General features: G+C 67.1%; 16 protein-coding genes. 14 read left to right on the forward strand and 2 right to left on the reverse strand.

From position 1 onward, the window contains the following. Window positions 1–106: 106 nt before the first annotated feature. The 6 genes from QP045_RS03410 (at window position 107) to QP045_RS03435 (ending at window position 7,241) form a co-directional block, all read left to right on the forward strand. Window positions 107–562 carry a MarR family winged helix-turn-helix transcriptional regulator gene (locus QP045_RS03410; RefSeq protein WP_422513561.1) on the forward strand — a complete coding sequence of 152 codons (456 nt, stop codon included), beginning with the start codon at window positions 107–109 and terminating at the stop codon, window positions 560–562. After that, on the forward strand, window positions 562–2,595 hold the full coding sequence (locus QP045_RS03415) for an FUSC family protein (RefSeq protein ID WP_422513562.1): 2,034 nt from the start codon (window positions 562–564) through the stop codon (window positions 2,593–2,595). Before QP045_RS03410 ends, QP045_RS03415 begins: the two co-directional genes overlap by 1 nt. Further along, window positions 2,592–2,828 carry a DUF1656 domain-containing protein gene (locus tag QP045_RS03420; protein WP_422513563.1) on the forward strand — a complete coding sequence of 79 codons (237 nt, stop codon included), beginning with the start codon at window positions 2,592–2,594 and terminating at the stop codon, window positions 2,826–2,828. The genes QP045_RS03415 and QP045_RS03420 overlap by 4 nt, the downstream gene beginning before the upstream one ends. Further along, the gene (locus QP045_RS03425) at window positions 2,825–3,751 is read left to right on the forward strand and encodes an efflux RND transporter periplasmic adaptor subunit (RefSeq protein WP_422513564.1); all 927 of its coding nucleotides are present in this window, start codon (window positions 2,825–2,827) and stop codon (window positions 3,749–3,751) included. The genes QP045_RS03420 and QP045_RS03425 overlap by 4 nt, the downstream gene beginning before the upstream one ends. Beyond that, the gene (locus tag QP045_RS03430) at window positions 3,748–5,193 is read left to right on the forward strand and encodes an efflux transporter outer membrane subunit (protein WP_422513565.1); all 1,446 of its coding nucleotides are present in this window, start codon (window positions 3,748–3,750) and stop codon (window positions 5,191–5,193) included. Before QP045_RS03425 ends, QP045_RS03430 begins: the two co-directional genes overlap by 4 nt. A 71-nt stretch (window positions 5,194–5,264) precedes the next feature. After that, window positions 5,265–7,241, forward strand: a complete 1,977-nt coding sequence (locus tag QP045_RS03435; protein ID WP_422513566.1) for a glycoside hydrolase family 2 protein — start codon at window positions 5,265–5,267, stop codon at window positions 7,239–7,241. A gap of 51 nt (window positions 7,242–7,292) precedes the next feature. On the opposite strand, the gene QP045_RS03440 is transcribed toward QP045_RS03435, so the two are convergent. Further along, window positions 7,293–9,494 (reverse strand): family 1 glycosylhydrolase, encoded by a 2,202-nt coding sequence (locus QP045_RS03440; RefSeq protein WP_422513567.1) that lies wholly within the window; start codon window positions 9,492–9,494, stop codon window positions 7,293–7,295. Window positions 9,495–9,764: 270 nt separating this feature from the next. Between QP045_RS03440 and glf the strand changes: the two genes are divergently transcribed. Continuing rightward, window positions 9,765–12,014, forward strand: a complete 2,250-nt coding sequence (glf, locus tag QP045_RS03445; protein WP_422513568.1) for a UDP-galactopyranose mutase — start codon at window positions 9,765–9,767, stop codon at window positions 12,012–12,014. A 50-nt stretch (window positions 12,015–12,064) separates the two neighbouring features. On the opposite strand, the gene QP045_RS03450 is transcribed toward glf, so the two are convergent. After that, entirely contained in the window at window positions 12,065–12,376 is a 312-nt protein-coding gene (locus tag QP045_RS03450) for a hypothetical protein (protein WP_422513569.1), read from the reverse strand. Window positions 12,377–12,575: 199 nt separating this feature from the next. Between QP045_RS03450 and QP045_RS03455 the strand changes: the two genes are divergently transcribed. From QP045_RS03455 to QP045_RS03485, 7 genes are all read left to right on the forward strand, one after another. After that, window positions 12,576–13,775, forward strand: a complete 1,200-nt coding sequence (locus QP045_RS03455) for a multidrug effflux MFS transporter (RefSeq protein ID WP_422513866.1) — start codon at window positions 12,576–12,578, stop codon at window positions 13,773–13,775. Between the two features lie 96 nt (window positions 13,776–13,871). After that, window positions 13,872–14,477, forward strand: a complete 606-nt coding sequence (locus tag QP045_RS03460; RefSeq protein ID WP_422513570.1) for a TetR/AcrR family transcriptional regulator — start codon at window positions 13,872–13,874, stop codon at window positions 14,475–14,477. Window positions 14,478–14,810: 333 nt separating this feature from the next. After that, entirely contained in the window at window positions 14,811–15,233 is a 423-nt protein-coding gene (locus tag QP045_RS03465; RefSeq protein WP_422513571.1) for a hypothetical protein, read from the forward strand. After that, window positions 15,230–16,501, forward strand: coding sequence for an efflux RND transporter periplasmic adaptor subunit (locus tag QP045_RS03470; protein WP_422513572.1), 1,272 nt, complete (start codon window positions 15,230–15,232; stop codon window positions 16,499–16,501). Before QP045_RS03465 ends, QP045_RS03470 begins: the two co-directional genes overlap by 4 nt. Before the next feature lie 76 nt (window positions 16,502–16,577). Next, a complete protein-coding gene (locus QP045_RS03475) occupies window positions 16,578–19,763 on the forward strand; it encodes an efflux RND transporter permease subunit (protein WP_422513573.1) in 3,186 nt (1,061 codons plus the stop codon). A gap of 7 nt (window positions 19,764–19,770) precedes the next feature. After that, a complete protein-coding gene (locus tag QP045_RS03480; RefSeq protein ID WP_422513574.1) occupies window positions 19,771–21,171 on the forward strand; it encodes an efflux transporter outer membrane subunit in 1,401 nt (466 codons plus the stop codon). A 183-nt stretch (window positions 21,172–21,354) separates the two neighbouring features. Further along, window positions 21,355–22,509: an alpha/beta hydrolase family esterase gene (locus tag QP045_RS03485; protein WP_422513575.1), complete on the forward strand. Its 1,155-nt coding sequence runs from the start codon at window positions 21,355–21,357 to the stop codon at window positions 22,507–22,509. Window positions 22,510–22,627 lie beyond the last annotated feature (118 nt).

The raw sequence follows: 22,627 nt of genomic DNA on the forward strand, positions 1-22,627 counted from the left end.
ATGGAGGCCATCGGCCCCCGGGTGCAGGGGGTGCTCCGCTGCATTGCAACAAAATGTTGCCGGAAGGTCTTTTATATAGTTAGGTTCCTAACTATCTGGCGACCTCATGCCGGATCAACAACTCCAACGCGGGTTCACGCACCGCCTCATGCCGCTCGCCCGCGCCTATCGGCGTTACATCGACCGCGGCTTCTCCTCGCTCGACCTTTCGCACACCACGGCGCTCGCCGTGATGCTGATCGGCCGGCACGGCGATGGCGTGCGCCAGGGCATGCTGGCCGATGAGCTGGGGATGGAAAGTGCCTCCCTCGTCCCGCTGGTGCAGCAGCTCGTGCAAGCGGGCTTGGTCGAGCGGCGCCCCGATCCGGACGACGGTCGGGCCAAGACCTTGTACCTGACGGAGGCGGGCAAGGCGCTCGCTGCCGAGGTGGAGGAGCGCTCTGCGGCCCTGCGCAGCCAGGTGTTCGCGGGCATTCCCGATGCTGACGTAGAGGCGGCGCTGCGGGTCATGGACCAGCTGGCCCTCGCGCTTCAGGACAGCTCGGAACGGTCCTGCGGGTGATGACGATTGGGTATCGTCATCTGATTTTCTCGGCGAACGCCTTTGCCGGTGCGTTGCTCGCGCTGTTCCTCTCGTTCGCGATCGGCCTGGAGCGTCCGTTCTGGGCGATGGTGACGGTCTATATCGCCAGCCAGCCGCTCTCAGGAGCCTCGGTTTCCAAGGGCGTGTTCCGCCTGATCGGGACAGTGGTGGGAGCCGCGGCCGCGGTCCTGATGGTCCCGGCGTTCGTCAACGCACCCGTGCTGCTGACGCTGGCATTGGCGTTGTGGGTGGGGCTGTGCCTGTTCGTCTCGCTGCTGGACCGGACGCCGCGCTCCTACCTGTTCATGCTGGCGGGCTATACGGCGGCATTCGTCGGCTTTCCCGCGGCGATGCATCCGGAAGGGGTGTTCGACGTAGCGGTGCTGCGGGCGCAGGAAATCGGCCTCGGCGTCTTTTGCGCCATGCTGTTCCATTCGATCGTGCTGCCGGTCAGTGTCGGCGAGACCCTGCGCAAACGCTTGGGAGAGATACTCGCGGATGCCGAGCGCTGGACCGCGCACGCGCTGGCGGGGAATGCGTCGCCGCAGATCGAGGCCGAGCGGCGGCGCCTCGCCAACGACACGACCGAACTGCATTTGCTCGGCACCCATCTTGCCTATGACACAGCCCGGATCCGGCCGCAGCGGAGCACGCTGGCGGCGCTGCAGGACCGGCTGATCATGCTGCTGCCGATCGTGTCCGCGATCGAGGATCGCATCCTTACCCTGCGCGCAGGCGGCGGACTGCCCACGGCACTCGAAGCCCTCGTCGAGGATGTGCGCTTGTGGACAGAGGATCCGGGCGCCGGCGATCCCGATGTCCTGCAGGAACGCTGTGCGCGATTGTCGCGCGAGGCCCCGGCCGGAGGAGACTGGGGCGCGCTCGTGGAGGCGAACCTTGCCGGGCGTCTGAAGGAGCTTGTCGTGCTGCTGGCCACCATCCGGCAGCTCGCCCGCGCCATCCGTTTTCCGGACGAGAAGCTGCCGGAGTCCCTGCGCTCGACGATCCGTGCGGCGCGGCCGCGGCGCTTCCACCTAGACTATGGCCTGGCCCTTCGATCGGCGCTTGCGGCGGTGCTTGCCATCACCGGCTGTTCCGCGTTCTGGATCTTCAGCAGCTGGCCGGACGGGGCCACCGCCACAATGATCGCGGCGGTCATGTGCTGCTTCTTCGCAGCGATGGACGATCCCACGGTCGCGCAGCGCGGGTTCCTCTATGGCACGACCGCGGCGATCCCATTCGTGGGCCTCTACCTGTTCGCGATCCTGCCGATGATCACGGGCTTCCCCCTGCTCGCCCTTGCGCTTGCGCCGCTGTTTCTGCCGCTGGGTGTGGCGGTCGCCTTTCCTTCGCTGGCCGGTGCCGCGATGCCGCTGGTGATGGGGATCGGGGGCGGCGTGGCGCTCAACAACAACTACGGTCCCTCGGACTTCGCGGCGTTCCTCAACAGCAACGTGGCGCTGTGCGCCGGCGTGCTGGCGGCCATTTTCGCAACGCGGCTGGTGCGCGTGATCAACCCTTCTTCCGCGGTGCTGCGGGTGTTGCGTGCGGGCTGGCGGGATCTTGCCGACGCCGCCGAAGGGCGCGCCGTCCGCAGCCCGTCGGACTGGACCAGCCGGATGCTGGATCGCGTCGGGCTGATCCTGCCGCGCCTGCCGCGCGCGGCGGCCGACCTCCGGCTGGCGGGGACCGACGCGCTGCGCGACCTGCGCGTGGGGCTGGGCGTGTTGCAGGTGCGCGAAGCTGCGCGCGGCGCGCCCTTGGGTGAGGGCAGCGCCGCGATGGAGCAGCTGGTCGCGACCCTGGGCCGCCACTTCCGACGCGTGGGCAACGGCGCGAGCGAGCCGCCTCCGTTCGCGTTGCTCGACCAGATCGACCGGGCGCTTGCGCTCGTGCTGAACGAACCACGCGAGACGCCGGCCCGAGACCAGACGCTGCATGCGCTGGTGGGTCTGCGCCGCAACCTCTTCCCCGACGCGAACGCCTGGCAGCCGGAGGCCCTTGCCGCATGAACGGCCAGATCGACATCAACGGTATCTACGTCCACCCGCTGCTGATCGCGGCGATCCTTGCCTATGCGCTGTCGCTGCCCATCGAATGGGCGCTCGCGCGCGCAGGTTTCTACCGCTTCGTCTTCCACCGAGGCCTGTTCGATTTCGCGCTGGTCGTGGTCCTGTGGGGACTGATCGCCACGGCGCTTTCCGCCGGTACTCCCTTTGCGCTTACCTTTCCGAGATTGTCATGAATCCCATCGTCATCATCCGCGTGCTGGTCACGTTCGCCATCGTGCTCGCCGCCTATTTCGTCGGCGAGGCGCTGTGGCGTCACTATGAGACGGACCCCTGGACGCGGGACGGCCGGATCAGCGCCGACGTGCTGCAGGTCGCGCCCGACGTTTCCGGCCTGGTTACCGAGGTGCTGGTGCGGGACAACCAGCAGGTGCGCGCCGGGGCGCCGTTGTTCATCATCGATCGACCCCGATACGAGCTTGCGGTCAAGCAGGCGCAGGCGGCGCTTGCGACCCAGCGCGTGCAGATCGCCCAGGCGCAGCGGGAGGCGCGCCGCAACCGTGTACTGGGCGATCTGGTCCCCGCGGAGGAACTGGAGCAGGGCGACGCAAAGGTGGCGCAGCTTCAGGCGGAACTCGCGCGCCTGCAGGTGCAGTTGGAGACCGCGCGCCTGAACTTGGCGCGGACGGTCGTCCGTTCCGGGGTGGACGGCACCATCACCAACTTCGACCTGCGGCCAGGCGACTATGCCACCGCCGGGCGCGCGGAGTTCGCGATCATCGATCGCCAGTCGATCCACGCCGTCGGCTATTTCGAGGAAACCAAGCTGCCGCGCATCGCGCCGGGAGATCGTGTGCAGGTGCACCTGATGGGTGAGGACCGGATCATCGATGGCCATGTGCAGAGCATCGCAAGCGGCATCGACGACCGCGACCGGACGGCGGGCGACAAGATGCTGCCCAACGTCAATCCGACCTTCAACTGGGTACGGCTGGCGCAGCGCGTGCCGGTACGGATCGTCCTCGATCGGGTGCCGGCCGGGCTTTCCCTAGTGGTCGGGCGGACGGCGACGGTGAACGTGATCCACCGCGAGCCCATCGCACCGCCGCAGCAAGCCGGCGGCGCGGTGCAGCGCGTTCCCGCGGGGAGGGCGGCATGAGAATGTCGATGCTCCGTCGCGCGGTTCCGCTGCTGGCCACGGTAGCTGCGGCCGCCTGCGCGCCCGTCGGACCGAACTACCACCGCCCCGAAACCGCGGTTGCGGAGCGCCCCTCCGCCAAGGCGCCCTTCGTCAGCGGCAGCGAGGCGGCGTTCGCGGCCACGGCCGTCCCCGAGGACTGGTGGCGGCTGTATCGTGATCCGGTGCTCGACAGCCTGGTGCAAGAGGCGATAGCCGCCAACACCGACCTGCGGGTGGCGGCAGCGAACATCGCGCGGGCACGCGCGCAACGCACCATCACCGCGGACGCGCGGGAGCCGCAGACGGAATTGGGCGCGGGCCTGTCGCGGGCCCTGCCCTCGGCACAAGAAGCGCTGATGCCGGGCAAGGAGTTCCCACCATTATGGATCTATTCGCTCGAGGCCTCCGCAAGCTACCAGCTGGACCTTGCCGGCCAGATCCGTCGCGCGATCGAGGCGGCGGACGCCGACCTGGCGGCGACTCAGGCAGCCTATGACGCCACCCGCGTCACCGTGGTAGCACAGACCACCGCTGCCTATGTCGAGGCATGTGCCGCGGGTCACGAGATCGGGGTGGTCCAGCGTGCGCTTGACCTCCAGCAGCGCAGTACCGAGCTCACGCGCCGGCTGGTGCGGGGCGGCCGGGGCAGCAGCCTCGACGTCACGCGATCAACGGCGCAGGAGGCACGGGTTCGCGCCAACATGCCGAGCCTGGTCGCGGAAAAGCAGACGGCGCTGTTCCGGCTTGCGACGCTGACCGGAAAGCCCCCGGCGGAGTTCGATCGCCGGGTTGCCGGCTGCCACGAGGAACCGCAGCTCGAGAGCGCGATGCCGATCGGGGATGGCGCTGCATTGCTGCGCCGTCGTCCGGACGTGCGTCAGGCGGAGCTGATGCTGCGCGCCGCAACGGCACGGATCGGTGTCGCGACCGCGGATCTCTATCCCAAGATCCGGCTGGGCGCATCGATCGGCTCGGGCGGGCTTGTGGACTCCTTTCTCGCCCGGGATACGTTCAAATTCGGCCTCGGCCCACTGATCAGTTGGGAGTTCCCGAACCGCAAGCGCGTCCGCGCGCGGATCGGCATGGCCGAGGCAGAGGCGGATGCGGCCTATGCGAGGTTCGACGGTGTGGTGCTCACGGCCTTGCGAGAGGTGGAGACGGCGCTGACGGTCTATGCCCGCGACCTCGACCGTCGCGCTGAACTGGAGGAGGCGCGAACCCACGCAGCTCAGGCGTCGCGCGACTCGCAGACGCTGTTCCGGGCCGGGCGGCAGGGCTTTCTTCCGGTGCTCGACGCCGACCGCGTCCTCATTTCCGCCGAAGAGGCACTTGCCGCACAGGAACGCCGCGTAGCTGTGGATCAGGTGCGGCTGTTCCTTGCGCTGGGCGGCGGCTGGCAGTCGGCTGAAGTCACCGATTAAGCAAAAATAAGATAATTAAGTCGCCTCCGCGTTTGGATCGCGTTAGCCTCTCCAAAAAGAGGGAGGATTCGATGGTATTTGGACGCGCGAGCCTGTTTGTTGCGGGCGCGACTGTCTTAGTAGTCGCCACTCCGGCAGTGGCGCAGCGTACTGTCCCTGCGGCACCGGACGCGATGGTCTACAAGACTTCGCTGACGACCGAGTGGGGCCGCGCTGTCACTCCCGAAAACGCGTGGCGCAGCTATCCCCGACCGCAGCGGGTGCGGGAGCGGTGGCTGAACCTCAACGGCGAATGGGACTATGCGATCGTCAAGGCCGGGACGCCCCAGCCGATGCAGATGCAGGGCAAGATCCTCGTGCCCTTTGCCGTCGAGTCCAAGCTGTCGGGCGTTCAGCGGCCCGTGCTGCCCGATGACCGGATCTGGTATCGCCGCAGCTTCACGGTGCCCGCTGATTGGCGGGGGCAGCATGTCCTGTTGAACTTCGGCGCGGTCGACTATGAGGCTGCTGTCTGGGTGAACGGGGCCTATGTCGGGGCCCACAAGGGAGGCTCTGCCACCTTCAGCTTCGACGTCACGCCGCACCTGCGCGCCGGCGCCAACGACCTGGTGGTTCAGGTTGCCGACCCGACATCGGACGGTGTGCAGCCGCGGGGCAAGCAGACGCTCGCGCCGCAGGGGATCTGGTACACGCCGGTCAGCGGCATCTGGCAGACGGTCTGGCTGGAGCCGGTGTCCGAACTCCACATCGCCGATGTGCGCGCCACCCCGGACGTCGACCGGGGGCGGCTGGAAGTGGACGTCGCCCTGAACCGCTCCGCCAACGACACGGACGCGGTCCGCCTGACGGCCAGCAAGGATGGCAAGGTGATCGCCAGCACCATCGTGCGCGCGAACCGCCATGCCAGCCTGCCGATCCCGAATGCGCGGCTTTGGTCGCCGGACGATCCCTTCCTCTACGACCTCACCGCCGAGCTGGTGACGGTCAAGGACCCCTATGCGGGCGCGAAAGACCGCACCCGCACGGCCTATGACGCGCGCTTCACCGAGCGGGAGCGGGCGACCTATGCCGCCGCCCAGGTCGTCGGAGCGCCGGTCGACCGGGTGAAGGGCTATTTCGCCATGCGCAAGGTCTCGATCGGCCCGGGCACGCTGCACGGGCAGCCGGCCATCCTCCTCAACAACAAGCCGCTCTTCCAGAACGGCACGCTGGACCAGGGCTGGTGGCCGGACGGCTTGCTGACGCCGCCTTCCGAGGAGGCAATGGTCAGCGACATCGTCTTCCTGAAGAAGGCGGGCTTCAACATGTTGCGCAAGCACATCAAGGTGGAGCCGGCCCGCTTCTATTATGACGCCGACCGGCTGGGCATGTTGATCTGGCAGGACATGCCCTCCGGCGGCGACGAGGATCAGTTCGTCACCGGCTCCAGCAAGAGCGAGGCGGTCCTGTCGTCGACCGCGATGACCGAGTTCCAGCAGGAACTTGCCGCCATGATCGGCGACCTGCGGGCATTCCCCTCGATCGTCACTTGGGTCGTGAACAACGAGGGCTGGGGCCAGTATGATTCCACCACCCTGGCGAAGCTGGTGAAGGGCATGGATCCCAGCCGCGTGGTCAACGCCGACAGCGGCTGGCTGGACGTCGCGCCGGAGGCTTCCGACATGGTCGACATCCACACCTATGAGGACAAGCCCAACGTCCCGCCCCGTTCCAGCACGCGCGCGATCGTGATCGGCGAATATGGCGGCATCGGCCTGCCGGTGGCGGGGCACATCTGGCGCTCCGGCAAGCGGAACTGGGGCTATCAGGTCGCGACCGATCGCCAGGATTACTTGAAGCGCTATCGCGTCAAGTTCGACGAGATCATCCGCCAGGCGCGGGAGGAGGGCCTGAGCGCCGCCGTCTACACCCAGACGACGGACGTGGAGGACGAGATCAACGGCCTGCTCACCTATGATCGGGCCGAGGCCAAGGCGCCGGCAGAGGAACTCGCCCGCATCGCCGCGCCGCTGACCGCGGTGGGCACGGATCCGTATCAGGGGCATTGACCTGTGATCGTCTCGCCGGAGCCGAGGGGTTCCGGCGAGACGCCCGCGGCCTCAACCGAAGGCGCTCAGTCGCGGCGTGCAAGCCACGTCCGAAGCCGCCCGCACCGCCACGAATTGGGCGATGGCAGCGTCGAGCGATCCGAGCGGCCTCCCGCGTGAGGTCGCAAGGCCGACGGACGCAGGGCGCGGAGCCCGCCATCCCGGGGCGGAGCCGGAGATGGGTTCGATGCGGCGTGGGTCGTATCCTGCGGAGACGGCGATCCGCTCCGCAAAGTCGGCCCAGCTCAGCGGCTCTCCGTTGCTGAGGTGCCAGAGCCCGGTCGCGCCATCGATCAGCAGATCGACCGCCGCCTCGACCAGCTGCGGGACGTAGGTCGGGGTGACCAGCTGGTCGCGCGGTGCGGAAAAAGGCCGGTTCGCGGCGAGGCTTTTCAGCACCGCGGAGGCGAAATTATGCGGATCGTGCGGAGAGAAGAATGCCGCCGTCCGCACGATCAGCACTTTGTCGAGAGCGGCGCAGCCGGCCTCCATCGCGGCCTTGCTGCGGCCATAGGCGTTGCAGGGAGCGACGGGGTCGGATTCGATGTACGGGTCCTTCTTTTCCCCGCCGAACACCAGGTCGCTTGAGAAACCGAGATAGTGGATGGCGCGATCGGAGCATGCGCGGGCAAGGGCAATCGCCCCCGTGGCGTTGGCGCGGAAACAGGCTTCCCCCGCCTCCTCTGCGTCATCGACGCGCACCCAGCCGGCCGCGTTGATGACTGCCCAGGGCGCGATTGCCTCCAGCCGGTCCGGCAGATCCTGCGGGCGCTCCAGATCGAGCATGGCGCGGTCCGTCAGCACATAGTGGATGTTCCGGACGGAGCAGGCAGCGGCGAACGCTTGCCCGAGCGTGCCGGTGGAGCCGCAGATCAACAGCGGCGGCGCGCGGTGCGACGACGCCTGACGCGGGGCGGAACCGGGGCGCGGCAGCGGCGGATGGAGCAGGCGCTGCGGCCTGCGCCACCAGCCCGCTTCCTGCGCGAGCGGGTGCCGCGGCGCATCCAGCGGGAGCCCGCGCCACAGTTCGGCCAACGCCGTCGGGCGGGGCGCGCCGGCCGAGACATCGAATACCCCGGTCTCATAGCTGCCGGGGGACGTCAGCAACGTGTCCCAGCTGTGGCTGCCCAGCAGCGACCAGGCGGTGACGGCGCACACGTCGACGCCCTCTTCACGGGCGGCGGATGCGGCGTCCCACGTTTCGGCGGCCCACCGCAACTGCTCCTCGCGCGTGCAGCCGTTGTGGACCTCGGTAATCGCGATCGGTGTTCGATAACGCTGCCACGCTTCGCGGATCACGCCGGCGAACCCGGCGGGCGGCGGGTCGAGCACCCGGATCGCCTCGGTATCCGCATAGCGGGCGCGGCCGTTGCCGCCGTGCGTGCTCGCGGGATAGAGCTGCAGCCGGTGATCGAGGAAGCGATCGCTCGTGAGATAGTGGTTCACCCCGACGATATCCGGCGGCGAGGGGGCGTCGGCAATGCGCTGCAACCGCTCCTCCAACCCGAACCCCGCCAGCCTCTCCCACAGCGGGTGGTGCCGGGTTACCCGGCCGAACAGCAGGTCCCAGCCCGCCCAGCGCCGCAGATTGTCGAACGCGGCCTGCTCCGCCAGGCGGGTGGTGGCATAGGTCCGGCCGAGGTCGTCGGTCTGGATCAGCTGCGCGGAAGGGTTGATCCGCCGCACCGCCTGCATCGCCAGGCGGGTCGCATCGACCTGGTTGATCAACGCCAGCCAGAACGCGCCTTCGTCCTGGGCGTGCGGATACCAGTGACCATAGAGGGCCGAGAAGCGCGCCGTGGTCAGCGGCTCGTTGATCGGCGTCCATGCATCGATCCACGGATATCGCTCCGCAGCCTGTCCGGCGAAGTGCGCTAGGCCGGGGGCAAAGCCCGGGTCGAGCAGGTTGGTGCGTGCCGGGCCGCTGCCGTGATGGACAAGCCCCACGATGGGGCGGATGCCGAGTTCGCGCAGCCGCCCCAGCCGCTCGTCGGACCAGCGCCAATCAGGTCTCGCAGGATCGTCCGAGGCGACCCGCTCCCACAGCACGGGGTAGCGAATTGCCTGGAACCCGATCTCGGCAAAACGATCGAGGTCGCTCAGCCGGTCATGGTGGCCACTCAGCCGCGTCTGGTCGAGATAGCCGTCGCGGGTACGGTTTACCGTACATTCGACGCCACCCCAGAGCTCGATCTGCGGCATGCGGTACCTCATGTTTCCCCGCACGTGAACGGATGCCGTCCCCGCATCGTTCCATGAAACGCCGTAACCCATGTTAGAAGCCAAGCACTTAGCGGAACATTCCCCCCGTCCGCCGGTTTGTTTCGGGTTATCGTGAGTAGATCACAGGGGGCGTGCGTGAACGAGCAGTTGCAATCGAACAGCAGTCTTCCGGTGTTTACCCGCGAACCTGATCCCCGACCGACGCTCATCTGCTTTAGCCATCTGCGTTGGGCGTTTGTCTTCCAGCGTCCCCAGCATTTGATGAGCCGATTTGCCGCGACCCATCGCGTGCTCTTCTGGGAAGAGCCAGAGTATGTGGACGGCATCGGCGCGGCGCGCGTGCGGCACAGCGTCTGCCCCGACAGCGGCGTCGAGGTTTATACGCCCGAGATCGACAGCGCAGCGCGCGGCGCGGGCGAAGATGCCGAGCTGTCGGCGCTGCTCGACGAGGCGCTTGTCGGCACCCGCGGGACCGTCATCCGGTGGTACTACACCCCGATGATGCTGCCGTTTTCGCAGGGCGTGGCAGCGGATTGCGTCGTCTATGACTGCATGGACGAACTTTCGGCCTTCCGCGGCGCGCCGCCCGAGCTGCTGGACCGGGAGCGGATGCTGCTGGAGCATGCCGATCTGGTCTTCACCGGCGGCACCAGCCTGTATGAGGCGAAGCGGGGGCGCCACTCCAACGTGCATGCCTTCCCCTCCAGCATCGACGTGCCGCATTTTGCGCGTGCGCGCGAAGCGGTGGAGGCGCCCGCCGACCAGCCGCCGGGCTACGGTCCGCGGCTGGGTTTCAGCGGCGTCGTCGACGAGCGCATGGACCTCGATCTTCTCGCAGCGGTCGCGGACGCGCGGCCCGAATGGTCGCTGGTCGTGATCGGCCCGGTCGTGAAGATCGGCGAGGATGAACTGCCGCGCCGCGCGAACATCCAGTATCTGGGCTCGAAGAGCTATTCCGACCTTCCGGCATATATGGCGGGCTGGGACGTCGCGCTGATGCCGTTCGCCATCAATGAAGCCACGCGCTTCATCAGCCCGACCAAGACGCCCGAATATCTCGCCGCCGGCTGTCCGGTGGTGTCGACGCCGATCACGGACGTGGTGCGCCACTATGGGCACCTTGCCGGAGTGGGCATCGCCGACACTGCCGAGGCCTTTATTGCGGCCTGCGAGGCGGCGATGCGGCTGCGCGAGGGAGATGGCGGCTGGCGCGTGGAGGCAGATGCGCTGCTCGCCCGATCCTCCTGGAACAGCACTGCCTTTGAGATGATGGCGCTGATCTCGGCCGAGGTCGCGTCACGCGGGCGGATCGAGCCGGTGGTATCGCCGACCGTGTGGCCGGCTTCGCACGACCGGTACGACGTGATGGTCGTGGGCGCGGGATTTGCAGGCGCGGTGATGGCGGAGCGGCTGGCGGCGGACGGCGGCAAGCGCGTGCTGGTAGTCGATCGGCGGCCGCATGTCGGCGGCAATGCCTATGATCGGCTGGATGACGCCGGCATCCTGATCCACCAATACGGGCCCCACATCTTCCACACCAACTCGCAGGAGATCTTCGACTATCTCTCGCGCTTCACGGACTGGCGGCCGTACGAGCACCGGGTGCAGGCCCACGTCGACGGCAAGCTGGTGCCGATGCCGATCAATCGCACGACGCTGAACGCGCTCTATGGCCTGAACCTGCAGAGCGAGGGGGAAGTCGCCGAGTTCCTGGCGAAGCGTGCGGAGCCGGTCGACCCGATCCGGACCTCTGCCGACGTCGTCGTGTCACAGGTGGGGCAAGAACTCTACGAGACGTTCTTCCGCGGCTATACGCGCAAGCAATGGGGCCTGGATCCGTCCGAGCTGGACAAGGCCGTCACCGCGCGGGTGCCGACCCGGACCAACACCGACGATCGCTACTTCACCGACAAGTTCCAGGCGATGCCGCTCGAAGGGTATACCCGCATGTTCGAGCGGATGCTCGACCATCCGAACATCGACCTGCTGCTGGGCGTCGACTATCGCGACGTCCGCGACGCGTACCCGCATGATCACCTGGTCTTCACCGGACCGGTCGACGAGTATTTCGGCCACCGCTATGGCCGGCTCCCGTATCGGTCGCTCCAGTTCGAGCACCAGACGCTGGACCAGCCCTGGCATCAGCCGGTCGCGGTCGTAAACTATCCGGATGAGGCGGTGCCGTACACGCGGGTGACCGAGTACAAGCATCTGACCGGCCAGGAAGCCGAGCGGACGAGCCTGACCTACGAATATCCAAGCGCGACGGGCGATCCCTATTACCCGATCCCGCGTGAGGAGAACCAGGCGCTCTACAAGCGGTACGAGGCGCTGGCGATCGCGGAGCCTGCGGTCAGCTTCGTCGGGCGGCTTGCCACCTATCGCTATTACAACATGGACCAGGTGGTGGGGCAGGCGCTCGCGACCTATCGCCGGCTGGCGGGGGCGGGCAAGGTGCAGCGGCCGATCGAACGCGCCACGGTGTCCCCGTTGGGACGCACCGCCGCTTGAACAGAAGAAGGTACCGACAAGGCTGTTCAACTGGCGCCGCCTCCCAGCGGTCAGCCGATAATGCGCGCCTCCCCGATGATGCCGTCGTCCCAGAGGAAGAAGGTGGCGGCATCCCGGAGGCTGGCCGCCGCTTGCTCGCCTGCTTCGAACATCCAGCCGAAGCAGCCGGTCTCTCCGGGCGCGAGCACCGCGCTGTTGAGAAGCGGCCAGCCTTGCCACCCGGCGTGCACCTCGTCGCGCGACGGCAGGCAGGAACAGCCCCATCCGGCTTCGATGGCGTCGCTGCGGCCCCCTTCGTCCCGGGGGTAGAGGAAGATATCGGCGACCAGATCCTGTCGCGCCTTCCATGGATTGAACCGCATCCAATGCTCCTTCGGGCCCAGCGCAGCCGGCGGTGGGTGCGGGGAGGATGCTACCTGCACGCATCGCAGGGAAGTGGCAGTGCTCGTGCAGGTTCTATCCCGCGGCCGATCAACATCGCCGCAATAGCCGGCTTCCCTTGTCCTTCGCAGCAGCCTCGTCGATAGGCACCGCATGAAGCCTCATCCAGCACCCGCCGGCATGCACCCTCGCGAATTCGTAGCCTTCATCGCCGCGGTGATGGCTGTGAACGCGTTGGGCGTCGACCTGATGCTGCCGGCACTTGCCGACATCGGCCATGACCTGTCGGTGAGCACGCCGAACCACCGGCAGTGGATCGTCACCTTCTACATGATCGGCTTTGGCGCGGGGCAACTCGTCTATGGCCCGCTGGCGGACAGGTTCGGTCGCAAGCCGGTTCTGCTGGCCACGCTCGCCGGCTTCGTTGCGGCAGCGATCTTCGCGGCGGGCTCGGTCACCTTCGCCGGCTTGCTTGGCGCCCGGTTGCTGCAAGGATTGATGTCGGCGTCGACCCGCGTGCTCGCGGTCGCGATCGTCCGCGACGGGTCGTCAGGCCGCCAAATGGCGCGCACCATGTCGATCGCCCAGATGATCTTCTTTCTGGTGCCGATCCTGGCTCCGACACTGGGGCAGGCGCTGCTGGCGTTCGGGCCGTGGCGGTTCATCTTTTACGCCCTGGGAGCGTTCGCGGCGTTCGTGCATGCGTGGACGCTCGTGCGGCTGCCGGAGACCCTGCCGCTTGCGCGCCGCGTGCCGATCTCGTTTGCGGCACTTCGTAGCAGCTACGCGCTGACCCTGACCAACCGCTTCTCGGTCGGCTATGCGATCGCGGCATCCCTCACCTTCGGCGGGATCCTGGCGTTCGTTTCGTCGGCACAACAGATCTTCGTCGATGAGTTCGGCGCCGGCGATCGCTTCACCATGCTGTTCGCGGTCTGCGCCGGGGCGATGGGCGTCGCCTCGTTCGCGAACAGCCGGCTGGTAGAGCGGCTGGGGACACGGCTCATCTCGCAGTCCGGTGTGCTGGCGCTCATCACCCTGTCGATCGTGCATGTCGGGGTGATCGCGATGGGGTGGGAAAGCCTGACAAGCTACATCATCTTCCAGGCGCTGAGCATGACGTGCATCGGCCTGTGTGGATCAAACTTTGGGGCGATGGCGATGGAGCCGGTTGGGCACATCGCCGGCACCGCCTCGTCGCTGCAGGGTTTCATCACGAGCCTGGGTGCGGTGGTAGTGAGCCTGGCGATCGGCCAGTCCTACAGCGGGACTACCCTGCCACTGGCGATCGGGTATCTCGCCATCGGCCTCGCGCTGCTCGCGATCATCTATGTGATTGAAGAAGGCCAGTTGTTCCGGCCCCGTCTTTCCCAGCAGTAGGCGCGTGCGGGACCGGCCTGACCGCCGGCCGCGATGCGGCTTGTTCGATGATCGAGGTCTAGCATTTTCCGCGATTTACCTTATGTACCGAACATTATGAAACTAGCTTGTCCCGGGAAAGGCCGCCCTCGCGAATTCGACGCCGACACGGCGTTGGCGGCCGCGCTGCGCGTGTTCTGGAGCAAGGGCTATGAAGGCGCCTCGCTCAGCGACCTGACTGAGGCGATGGGGATCACGCGCCCCAGCCTGTACGGCGCGTTCGGGAACAAGGAGGCGCTCTTCAAACAAGCGCTGGACCTCTATGAGCGCGAGAAACTCGACTACATCGGCGAGGCGCTGAAGGAGCCGACCGCACGCAAAGTCGCGGAGCACCTCCTCAACAGTGCCCTGCAGATGCAGATGAGTAACTGCGACCCCAAGGGATGCATGGGCGTCATCAACGCAGTGGCCTGTGGCGAAGATGCCGAGTCGATTCGCGCCGAGGTCATCCAGCGCGGTCGAGTCGCCAAGCAAAGCATCGTCGATCGTTTTGAACGCGCGAAGTTGGAGGGCGATTTGCCCCCCGATACGGACGCGGTCGGCCTCACCAGCTACCTCACGGCGATCATGCAGGGCCTGGCCGTGCAGGGTGGGGCGGGTGCTTCTTGCCGTGATTTGAAGGCGTTAATCGATACCAGCCTCGCGATGTGGCCGGGCAAGTAACGCCCGAACGCCCGGGTGCGGGCGTTGCGAATACTTCTACTTTTTCTTCTCGACAAAAATACCGCACGGTATAGAAAAAGGCCTTGAACCTTCGTCGGGTCGTTTATATACTGACCGGTATAGAAGAGGCACGCTGCGGCGCTGATCGGGCTTAAAGGTCCGGGAGCGGCTTCGGCACAAGAATAGCATCGGAACGGAGAAGATCGTCGCGGGGCATCCCGTCGGTGGCTGCCGGGTCGTGCTCTTTAGAACAATGGACCGGCAGGCCGGCGGAGGGTTCCGCGCGGCACGAGGGCGCTTGCCCGACGCGGTCGGACAGGAGGAGACAAGTCGATGGCGTATATGAACTTCACCGAGCTGCAAGGCGCTCCTGTCGCTGCTCCCGCGGATAGTGTTGCTACCGTTGCCGAAGTTGCTCCCGAAAGCCTGGCAACGAAGAACTTGTCGGCACTGGAATGGTCGGTGGTTGCGATCGCGCAGAAGGACCGTCTGTCGAGCCTCGCTACGCCCGGGCGTATGTCGCTCGCGCTCGGTTCGATCTTCCGCGTTCCCGGAAGCAGCGCCCGGCTCGCCGATCCGAAGCTGGAGGCGCTGCGCCGTGTCTCGGTACTCGCATGGCACCACGGCGACGCCGTCCCGAGCGACGAAATCCACGCATTCCACCAGGCCGGCTTCACGCACGGGCAGTATGAGACGCTGCTCGATAGCATCAGCCGCGGCCGCTCAGCCCTGAACCAGGGAAGGCGTACCCGATGAACATGATTTCCCGTGTCGAAACTGAAGATACGCCCCGCAGCGGTGTTGCGGGGCGGTTCCGTCGCCTGCCCAGGTGGCAGCGCGCGAGCCTGGTCGCCCTGCCGGTAGCACTGGTCGCGGCCGCAACGGGCATTGCCTTCAAGGACGCCCCCGCAGCGGCGCCCCCGCCGCCGGCCCCGGTGGTGACGGTGGCAACGCCGTTGGTCCGCGAGATCAACGAATGGGACGATTACGTCGGCCGCTTCGATGCGAGCCGCTCCGTCGAGGTCCGGCCGCGCGTGGCCGGCGCAATCACCGGCGTGCACTTCACCGATGGCGCGGTGGTTCAGAAGGGCCAGTTGCTCTTCACCATCGATCCGCGCCCGTTCACCGCCGCGCTGGCTGAGGCCCGGGCGGGCCTGGCGAGTGCGGAGAGCGACCTGGCGTTGGCGCGCACGGACCTTGCCCGTGCCGAGCGGCTGGTTGCCGTAGACGCCGTGTCGCGCAGCGATCTGGATCGACTGCAGGCGCGGGTTCGTGCCGCGAACGCAGCAGTGGCAGCAGGCCAGGCGCGCGTGCGCAGCCGTGCACTGGATGTGGAGTTCACGCAGGTCCGTGCGCCGATTGCCGGCCGTATTTCGGACCGGCGCGTCGACCCGGGTAATCTGGTCGCGGCGGGAGAGGGGCAGGGCGGTTCGCTCCTGACCACGATCAATGCGCTCGATCCGATCTATTTCACCTTCGACGGCTCCGAGGCGCTGTTCCTCAAGACGAAGCGCGCCCGCGAAGCCGGCTCACAGGTCTCGCCGGTCGAGATCCGTCTGCAGGACGAAGCCGAGTATAAGTGGAAGGGGCGGCTGGATTTCACCGACAACGGCCTCGACCCGCGTTCCGGCACCATCCGCGGACGCGCGGTGCTGAGCAACCCGGGGATGTTCCTCACCCCCGGCATGTTCGGCAACATGCGTCTGTCGGCCGGTGGCACCACGGAAGCGATGATGGTCCCGGACTCGGCGATCCAGACCGACCAGGCCCGCAAGCTCGTGCTCACGGTCGGTCGCGACGGCACCGTGGCGCCCAAGCCCGTCGAGCTCGGTCCGGTCGTCGACGGTCTCCGCGTCATCCGTTCCGGCCTTGCCCGCGAGGACAAGGTCGTGATCGCCGGCACGCAGATGGCGATGCCCGGCGCCAAAGTTCAGCCCAAGGCAGGTCGGATCGCCGCGATCCAGTCTGCTGAGGCACCCGTCGTTACGGCACCGGTCACGGGCGAGGCAACCTTCGCCCGCTGACCCGTCAGCCGCTGGTAGGCCCCCAATCCCCGGCGGCTGACACCCCCTTTTTGATCCTTTGACGAGGAGTGGCCCCATGCGCCTCTCGCGGTTCTTCATCACGCGCCCGATCTTCGCGGCGGTCATCGCGATCGTGATCACGATCATCGGTGCCATTGCCTATCTCGCGCTTCCGATTTCCCAGTATCCCGACATCGTGCCGCCGACCGTCACGGTGACGGCGAGCTATCCCGGTGCGTCGGCTGAGACCGTTGCCGAAACCGTTGCTGCTCCCATCGAGCAGGAGATCAACGGCGTCGACGACATGCTCTATCAGTCGTCGCAGTCGACCGGTGACGGCAATGTGACGATCACCGTCACGTTCAAGTCGGGCACGAACCTCGATGCCGCGCAGGTGCTGGTGCAGAACCGCGTCGCCGTCGCGATCCCGCGCTTGCCGGAGGAAGTTCAGCGGCTGGGCGTCGTGACGCGCAAGACCACGCCGGACTTCCTGATGGTGGTCAACCTGATCTCGCCGGACAAGTCGATCGACCGGAGCTACATCTCCAACTACGCCCTCACACAGGTGAAGGACCGGCTTGCGCGTATCGACGGGGTCGGTGACGTTCGCATGTTCGGTGCGCGCGACTTTGCCATGCGCGTCTGGATCGATCCGGGTCGGGCTGCAGCCCTGAACCTGACGGCGGGCGATATCGTCCAGGCGCTCCGCGGTCAGAATATCCAGGTGGCGGCCGGTTCGCTCGGTCAGCCGGGCTCGGCGCCCAGCGGCAACGCGTTCCAGCTCAACATTGAGACGCAAGGACGCCTGAAGGACCCGGCGGAATTCGGCCAGGTCGTCATTCGCAGCGATCCCGACGGTCGCCAGGTCCGCGTCAGCGATGTGGCCCGCGTAGAACTGGGGGCGGCGGATTATTCGTCCAACACGTATCTTTCGAACCAGCCGACCGTGATCCTGGCGGTGTTCCAGCGGCCGGGCTCGAACGCGCTTGCGGCAGCCACCGCCGTCCAGAACGAACTCGAGGCGATGTCAAAGGACTTTCCCAAGGGTCTGGAATATCGCGTCATTTACAATCCCACCGAGTTCATTTCCCAGTCGATCGATGCCGTGTATCACACCCTGGGCGAGGCGGTGCTGCTCGTCGTCCTGGTCGTGATCGTGTTCCTGCAGAAGTGGCGGGCTGCGATCATCCCGGTGGTCGCGATCCCGGTATCGTTGATCGGCACGATGGCGGTGCTGCTGCCGCTTGGCTATTCGCTCAACAACCTCTCGCTGTTCGGCCTGGTGCTGGCGATCGGTATCGTCGTCGACGATGCCATCGTCGTGGTCGAGAATGTGGAGCGCAACCTCGCGCGGGGGATGACCCCGCTGGAGGCGGCACAGACGTCGATGGACGAAGTGTCGGGCGCGCTGGTTGCGATCGTGCTGGTGCTGCTCGCGGTGTTCCTGCCGACGCTGTTCCTGAACGGCCTGTCGGGCGCATTCTACAAGCAGTTTGCGGTAACTATTTCGGTCGCTACCGCCATCTCGCTGCTCGTCTCGCTCACGCTGTCGCCGGCACTCGCGGCCGTCCTGCTCCGGCACCATGAGGGAGAGGCCAAAGGCCGCATCGGGCGCATCACCAGCCGCGCCGCAGACGCGTTCAACCGCGGCTTCGACCGGATGAGCCACGGCTACAGCCGCCTTACTCGGGTGCTGGTGACGCGTCCCAAGCGGATGATGCTCACCTATGCCGGATTGATCGCCGCGACGGTCGGGCTGTTCTGGGTAACGCCGGTAGGCTTCATCCCCGCACAGGACCAGGGCTATTTCCTGACTGTCATCCAGCTGCCGCCGGGCTCGTCGCTCGAGCGGACGGACGAGGTGATGCGCAAGGTCGTCGCCCGGATCCTGCCCATCAAGGGCGTGAAGGGTTCCGTGATGCTCGCCGGCTTCGACGGGCCGTCGCAGACGCTCGCACCCAACAGCGCCGCCGCCTATGTCCCGCTGCAGTCGTTCGAGGAGCGCAAGAAGCTCGGCGTCACCTATGCGGGCATCATGGACGAAGCGCGCAAGCGGACGGCCGACATCAATGAGGCGATGCTGCTCGTCGTGCCGCCGCCGCTGATCCAGGGCATTGGTTCTGCCGGTGGCTATCGGATGATGATCCAGGACCGCGGCGAGCATGGCTATGCGGACCTCGGCAAGGAGGCGTTCGGCCTGATCGGAAAGGCCAACCAGACCGAAGGCCTGCAGCAGATCTACACCTTCTTCAACACGGCGACCCCGCGCGTGTTCGCGGACATCGACCGGCGCAAGGCGAACCTGCTCGGGGTTCCGCCGGAGCGGGTGTTCGAGGCACTCAACGTCTATCTCGGTTCGACGTTCGTGAACGACTTCAACATGTTGGGACGCACATATCGCGTGACGGCTCAAGCCGATGCACCGTTCCGTTCGACCGAAGCGGACATCGCCAACCTCAAGACGCGGTCGGACAGCGGGGCGATGGTGCCGATCGGGTCCGTCTCCACTTTCGAGAACAAGACGGGCCCGTATCGCGTGACGCGCTACAACCTGTTCCCGGCGGTGGAGGTCGATGGCGATACTGCCCCTGGCTACAGCTCGGGCCGATCGCTGTTGACGATGGAGAAGCTCGCGAGCGAACTTCCGGCCGGATATGAGGCCGAGTGGACGGGCATCGCCTTCCAGCAGAAGATGGCGGGAAGCACCGCGGGCCTGGTCTTCGCCCTGGCCGTGCTGTTCGTCTTCCTGGTGCTGGCCGCGCAGTACGAAAGCCTGACGATGCCGCTGGCGATCATCCTGATCGTGCCGATGTGTCTGCTCGCGGCCATGGCCGGGGTGAACCTGCGGGGCATGGACAACAACGTCCTCACCCAGATCGGCCTGGTCGTGCTGATCGCGCTCGCGGCGAAGAACGCCATCCTGGTGGTGGAGTTCGCCAAGCAGGCGGAAGATGACGGCCTGTCGACGGTCGATGCGGCCGTGCGGGCCGCGCATGACCGACTGCGGCCGATCCTGATGACGTCGTTCGCTTTCATCCTCGGCTCCGTGCCGTTGCTGATCGCCAGCGGTGCCGGTGCAGAGCTTCGCCAGGCGCTCGGGACCGCCGTGTTCTTCGGGATGATGGGCGTCACCGCCTTCGGCCTGCTGTTCACGCCGACCTTCTACGTCGTCTGCCGCGGCTTCGGAGATCGCATTGCTCGCCGTCGCGCGCGCAAGGCGTCCGACGACGGTGCGGCACCTCACCTCCAGCCCGCTGAATAAGGAGGGCATGATGCGTTTCATTCTGGCAACCACGTCGCTGCTGGCGCTGAGCGCCTGCGCGGTCGGCCCCGACTACAAGGCGCCCAGCCGTCCGCAGAGCGCCGGGGGCAATTTCATCGCCGTCACCCCGGCGGTCAGCCTGGAGCCCGTGAAGGGCGACTGGTGGCGGCTCTACGACGATCCGGTGCTCGACCAGCTGGTGGCCGATGCACTGGCCGCCAACACGGACGTGCGGGCGGCGGCCGCCCGGATCGAGCGGGCCCGTGCCTTGCTGCGCGGCGCACGTGCCGATCGGCTTCCCCAGGCGAACCTCCAGGCCGGCGCGAACTATGGCCGCACGCCGCAGATCCAGCGGGTGCCCGGATTGTCGCGTGAGAACTGGCAGATCGATGCCGGGCTGAGCGTGAGCTATGAGGCGGACGTGTTCGGTCGCCTCTCCCGCGGGGTGGAAGCCGCGCAAGGCGACGTCGGCGCTGCGGAGGCGGACGCGGAGGCGGTTCGCGTGGCCATCGTCGCGGAGACCACCCGCGCCTATGCCGATGCGGCCTCGGCCGCCGAGCGGCTGCGCGTGGCGGAGCGGATCGTCCGGCTGCTCGACCAGTCCCTCGACCTTACCGAGCGGCGCCGGAGTGTCGGCGAGGGGACGCGGCTCGACACCGCCCGCATCGGTGCGCTCCGCAACGAACGCCAAGCCGACGTGCCCTCGTTGCAGGCAGAGCGGGACGCGGCGCTGTTCCGGCTTGCGTTGCTGACCGGGCGGACGCCTGCCGACCTGCCGCCCGTGGCGGGAGCCCGGACGACGACCTTGCGCCTCAGCCAGCCAATCCCTGTGGGAGACGGTGCCGCCCTGCTGGCGCGGCGCCCGGATGTGCGGGCGGCCGAGCGTCGCCTGGCGGCTTCCACCGCCCGGATCGGCGTGGCGACGGCGGATCTCTATCCGCGGATCAGCCTGGGAGCATCGGGCGGTTCGACGGGTACGGACATCGGCGACGTGTTCGGAGCTGGGCCGCTGCGGTGGCTGGTCGGCGGCCTGATCAACTGGGCGATCAACCCGGGGCCCGCACGCGCGCGGGTCGCAGCGGCAGAGGCGGAGAGCAGGGAGGCGCTGGCCGACTTCGACGGCTCCGTCCTGCGGGCACTGCAGGAGACCGAGACGGCACTGTCCGCCTATGGCCATGCACTGGACCGGCGCACCGCATTGCAGGCTGCGCGGAACGAAGCCGAGGCGGCCGTGAACATCGCCCGCGCTCGGCAGCGGGAGGGCGACATCGATTCGCTCGCCCTGCTGGACGCCGAGCGGACCTTTGCGGACGCAGAAGCGACGCTGGCCAGCGCGGACGCGTTCATTGCCCAGACGCAGGTCGACCTGTTCCGGGCGCTCGGTGGAGGTTGGCAGAGCCAGGCATGATGGCGGTGCGGCGGCGCTAAACGACTGCAAGGGCGCCCTTCCACGCTCTTGCAGTCCCACTATTTACGGCCCCCAAGCTTGCGCAGCGGCTGTCGCTGCACAACATTGTGCAATGCAGCAACGCCACATCGTCTCATGGCCGTTCTGCATTGCCGTGGCCTCCGCCAGGGCAGGAGAGCCCGGATGCGAAGCCTGAACGACACGCTCACCCGCCTTGCTGCCCTTCGAGGCAGGACCGACGCCGCGAGTGGCGGGGAGGGCGTTGATCGTCTCTCGGACCTGCGTGCGTTCGGTTCGAATCCCGGAGCACTGAAGGCGCGCCATTACGTCCCTGAAGGACTGACCGAAGGTGCGGCCCTGGTGGTCGTCCTGCATGGCTGCACCCAGACGGCGGCGGGCTATGATCATGGTTCCGGATGGTCGCGCCTGGCAGACGAGCAGGGCTTCGCCGTGCTGTTCCCGGAGCAGCAGCGCGCGAACAATGCGAACCTGTGTTTCAACTGGTTCAATGCCGAGGATACCCGGCGCGCATCCGGCGAGGCCCTGTCCATCCGGCAGATGGTTTCCGCGATGCTTTCGGCGCACAAGCTCGACGCGAGCCGGGTGTTCGTCACCGGGCTGTCCGCGGGCGGCGCGATGACCTCGGTCATGCTCGCGACCTATCCGGAAGTGTTCGCGGGCGGCGCGATCATCGCAGGCCTCCCTTATGGCACTGCCAATTCGGTTCCGGAGGCGTTCGATCGCATGCGTGCGCACGGCGGTCCCGCCGGGGCGGGATTGGGCCAGCTGGTCGCTTCGGCATCGGACCACGCCGGGCCATGGCCCACCATCTCCGTGTGGCACGGCGGCAGCGACATGACGGTGAGCCCCGCGAATGCAGGGTTGGTGATCGAGCAATGGCGGGCGCTGCACGGCGTATCCCCTACGCCGACCTACACCGAAACCGTCGCCGGGCACCCGCGGCGGGTGTGGCGCAACGCGGAGGGGCGGGAGGTCATCGAGGAGCACCGCATCGCCAGCCTGGGCCACGGCACACCCCTGAGCACCACCGGCGCCGACGCCTGCGGCGTGGCAGGCCCGTTCATGCTCGAAGCCGGCATCTCCTCCACCCGGCGGATCGCCGCCTTCTGGGGCTTGATGGACGGCAGTACGGCATGGCGTCAGCCTTCGTCCGCCGGGGGTGTCATCGCGGGGCGCACCGCGACGCTGGCCGTTCAGGTGCCGGGCCGTGCCCGTTCCGATGAAGCCGCGACGGCAGCCAGCCAAAGTCCGCAGCCTGCAACCGGCGTTCAACAGATCATCGAAGATGCCCTGCGCAGTGCGGGACTGATGCGCTAAAGGCTTCTGCCGTCCCCCACCAGTCCGGCGAATCGCGATGCGGCGGGTTCACCATCTAGTTCAAGTCACGTTCAACTGCCGGGGCCGATAAGGCGCACATGGTCAAGCTCCTGTAAGG

The organism is Sphingomonas sp. 3-13AW, from assembly GCF_049311085.1.
In the GTDB taxonomy this organism is placed as follows: Bacteria; Pseudomonadota; Alphaproteobacteria; order Sphingomonadales; family Sphingomonadaceae; genus Sphingomonas.

What these genes read in the sequence shown, in the direction of transcription:
- QP045_RS03410 (WP_422513561.1), top strand. Translation starts at nt 107, where the DNA reads ATGCCGGATCAACAACTCCAACGCGGGTTCACGCACCGCCTCATGCCG.
- QP045_RS03415 (WP_422513562.1), top strand. Translation starts at nt 562, where the DNA reads ATGACGATTGGGTATCGTCATCTGATTTTCTCGGCGAACGCCTTTGCC.
- QP045_RS03420 (WP_422513563.1), top strand. Translation starts at nt 2,592, where the DNA reads ATGAACGGCCAGATCGACATCAACGGTATCTACGTCCACCCGCTGCTG.
- QP045_RS03425 (WP_422513564.1), top strand. Translation starts at nt 2,825, where the DNA reads ATGAATCCCATCGTCATCATCCGCGTGCTGGTCACGTTCGCCATCGTG.
- QP045_RS03430 (WP_422513565.1), top strand. Translation starts at nt 3,748, where the DNA reads ATGAGAATGTCGATGCTCCGTCGCGCGGTTCCGCTGCTGGCCACGGTA.
- QP045_RS03435 (WP_422513566.1), top strand. Translation starts at nt 5,265, where the DNA reads ATGGTATTTGGACGCGCGAGCCTGTTTGTTGCGGGCGCGACTGTCTTA.
- QP045_RS03440 (WP_422513567.1), bottom strand. Translation starts at nt 9,494, where the DNA reads ATGAGGTACCGCATGCCGCAGATCGAGCTCTGGGGTGGCGTCGAATGT.
- glf (WP_422513568.1), top strand. Translation starts at nt 9,765, where the DNA reads ATGAGCCGATTTGCCGCGACCCATCGCGTGCTCTTCTGGGAAGAGCCA.
- QP045_RS03450 (WP_422513569.1), bottom strand. Translation starts at nt 12,376, where the DNA reads ATGCGGTTCAATCCATGGAAGGCGCGACAGGATCTGGTCGCCGATATC.
- QP045_RS03455 (WP_422513866.1), top strand. Translation starts at nt 12,576, where the DNA reads ATGCACCCTCGCGAATTCGTAGCCTTCATCGCCGCGGTGATGGCTGTG.
- QP045_RS03460 (WP_422513570.1), top strand. Translation starts at nt 13,872, where the DNA reads ATGAAACTAGCTTGTCCCGGGAAAGGCCGCCCTCGCGAATTCGACGCC.
- QP045_RS03465 (WP_422513571.1), top strand. Translation starts at nt 14,811, where the DNA reads ATGGCGTATATGAACTTCACCGAGCTGCAAGGCGCTCCTGTCGCTGCT.
- QP045_RS03470 (WP_422513572.1), top strand. Translation starts at nt 15,230, where the DNA reads ATGAACATGATTTCCCGTGTCGAAACTGAAGATACGCCCCGCAGCGGT.
- QP045_RS03475 (WP_422513573.1), top strand. Translation starts at nt 16,578, where the DNA reads ATGCGCCTCTCGCGGTTCTTCATCACGCGCCCGATCTTCGCGGCGGTC.
- QP045_RS03480 (WP_422513574.1), top strand. Translation starts at nt 19,771, where the DNA reads ATGATGCGTTTCATTCTGGCAACCACGTCGCTGCTGGCGCTGAGCGCC.
- QP045_RS03485 (WP_422513575.1), top strand. Translation starts at nt 21,355, where the DNA reads ATGCGAAGCCTGAACGACACGCTCACCCGCCTTGCTGCCCTTCGAGGC.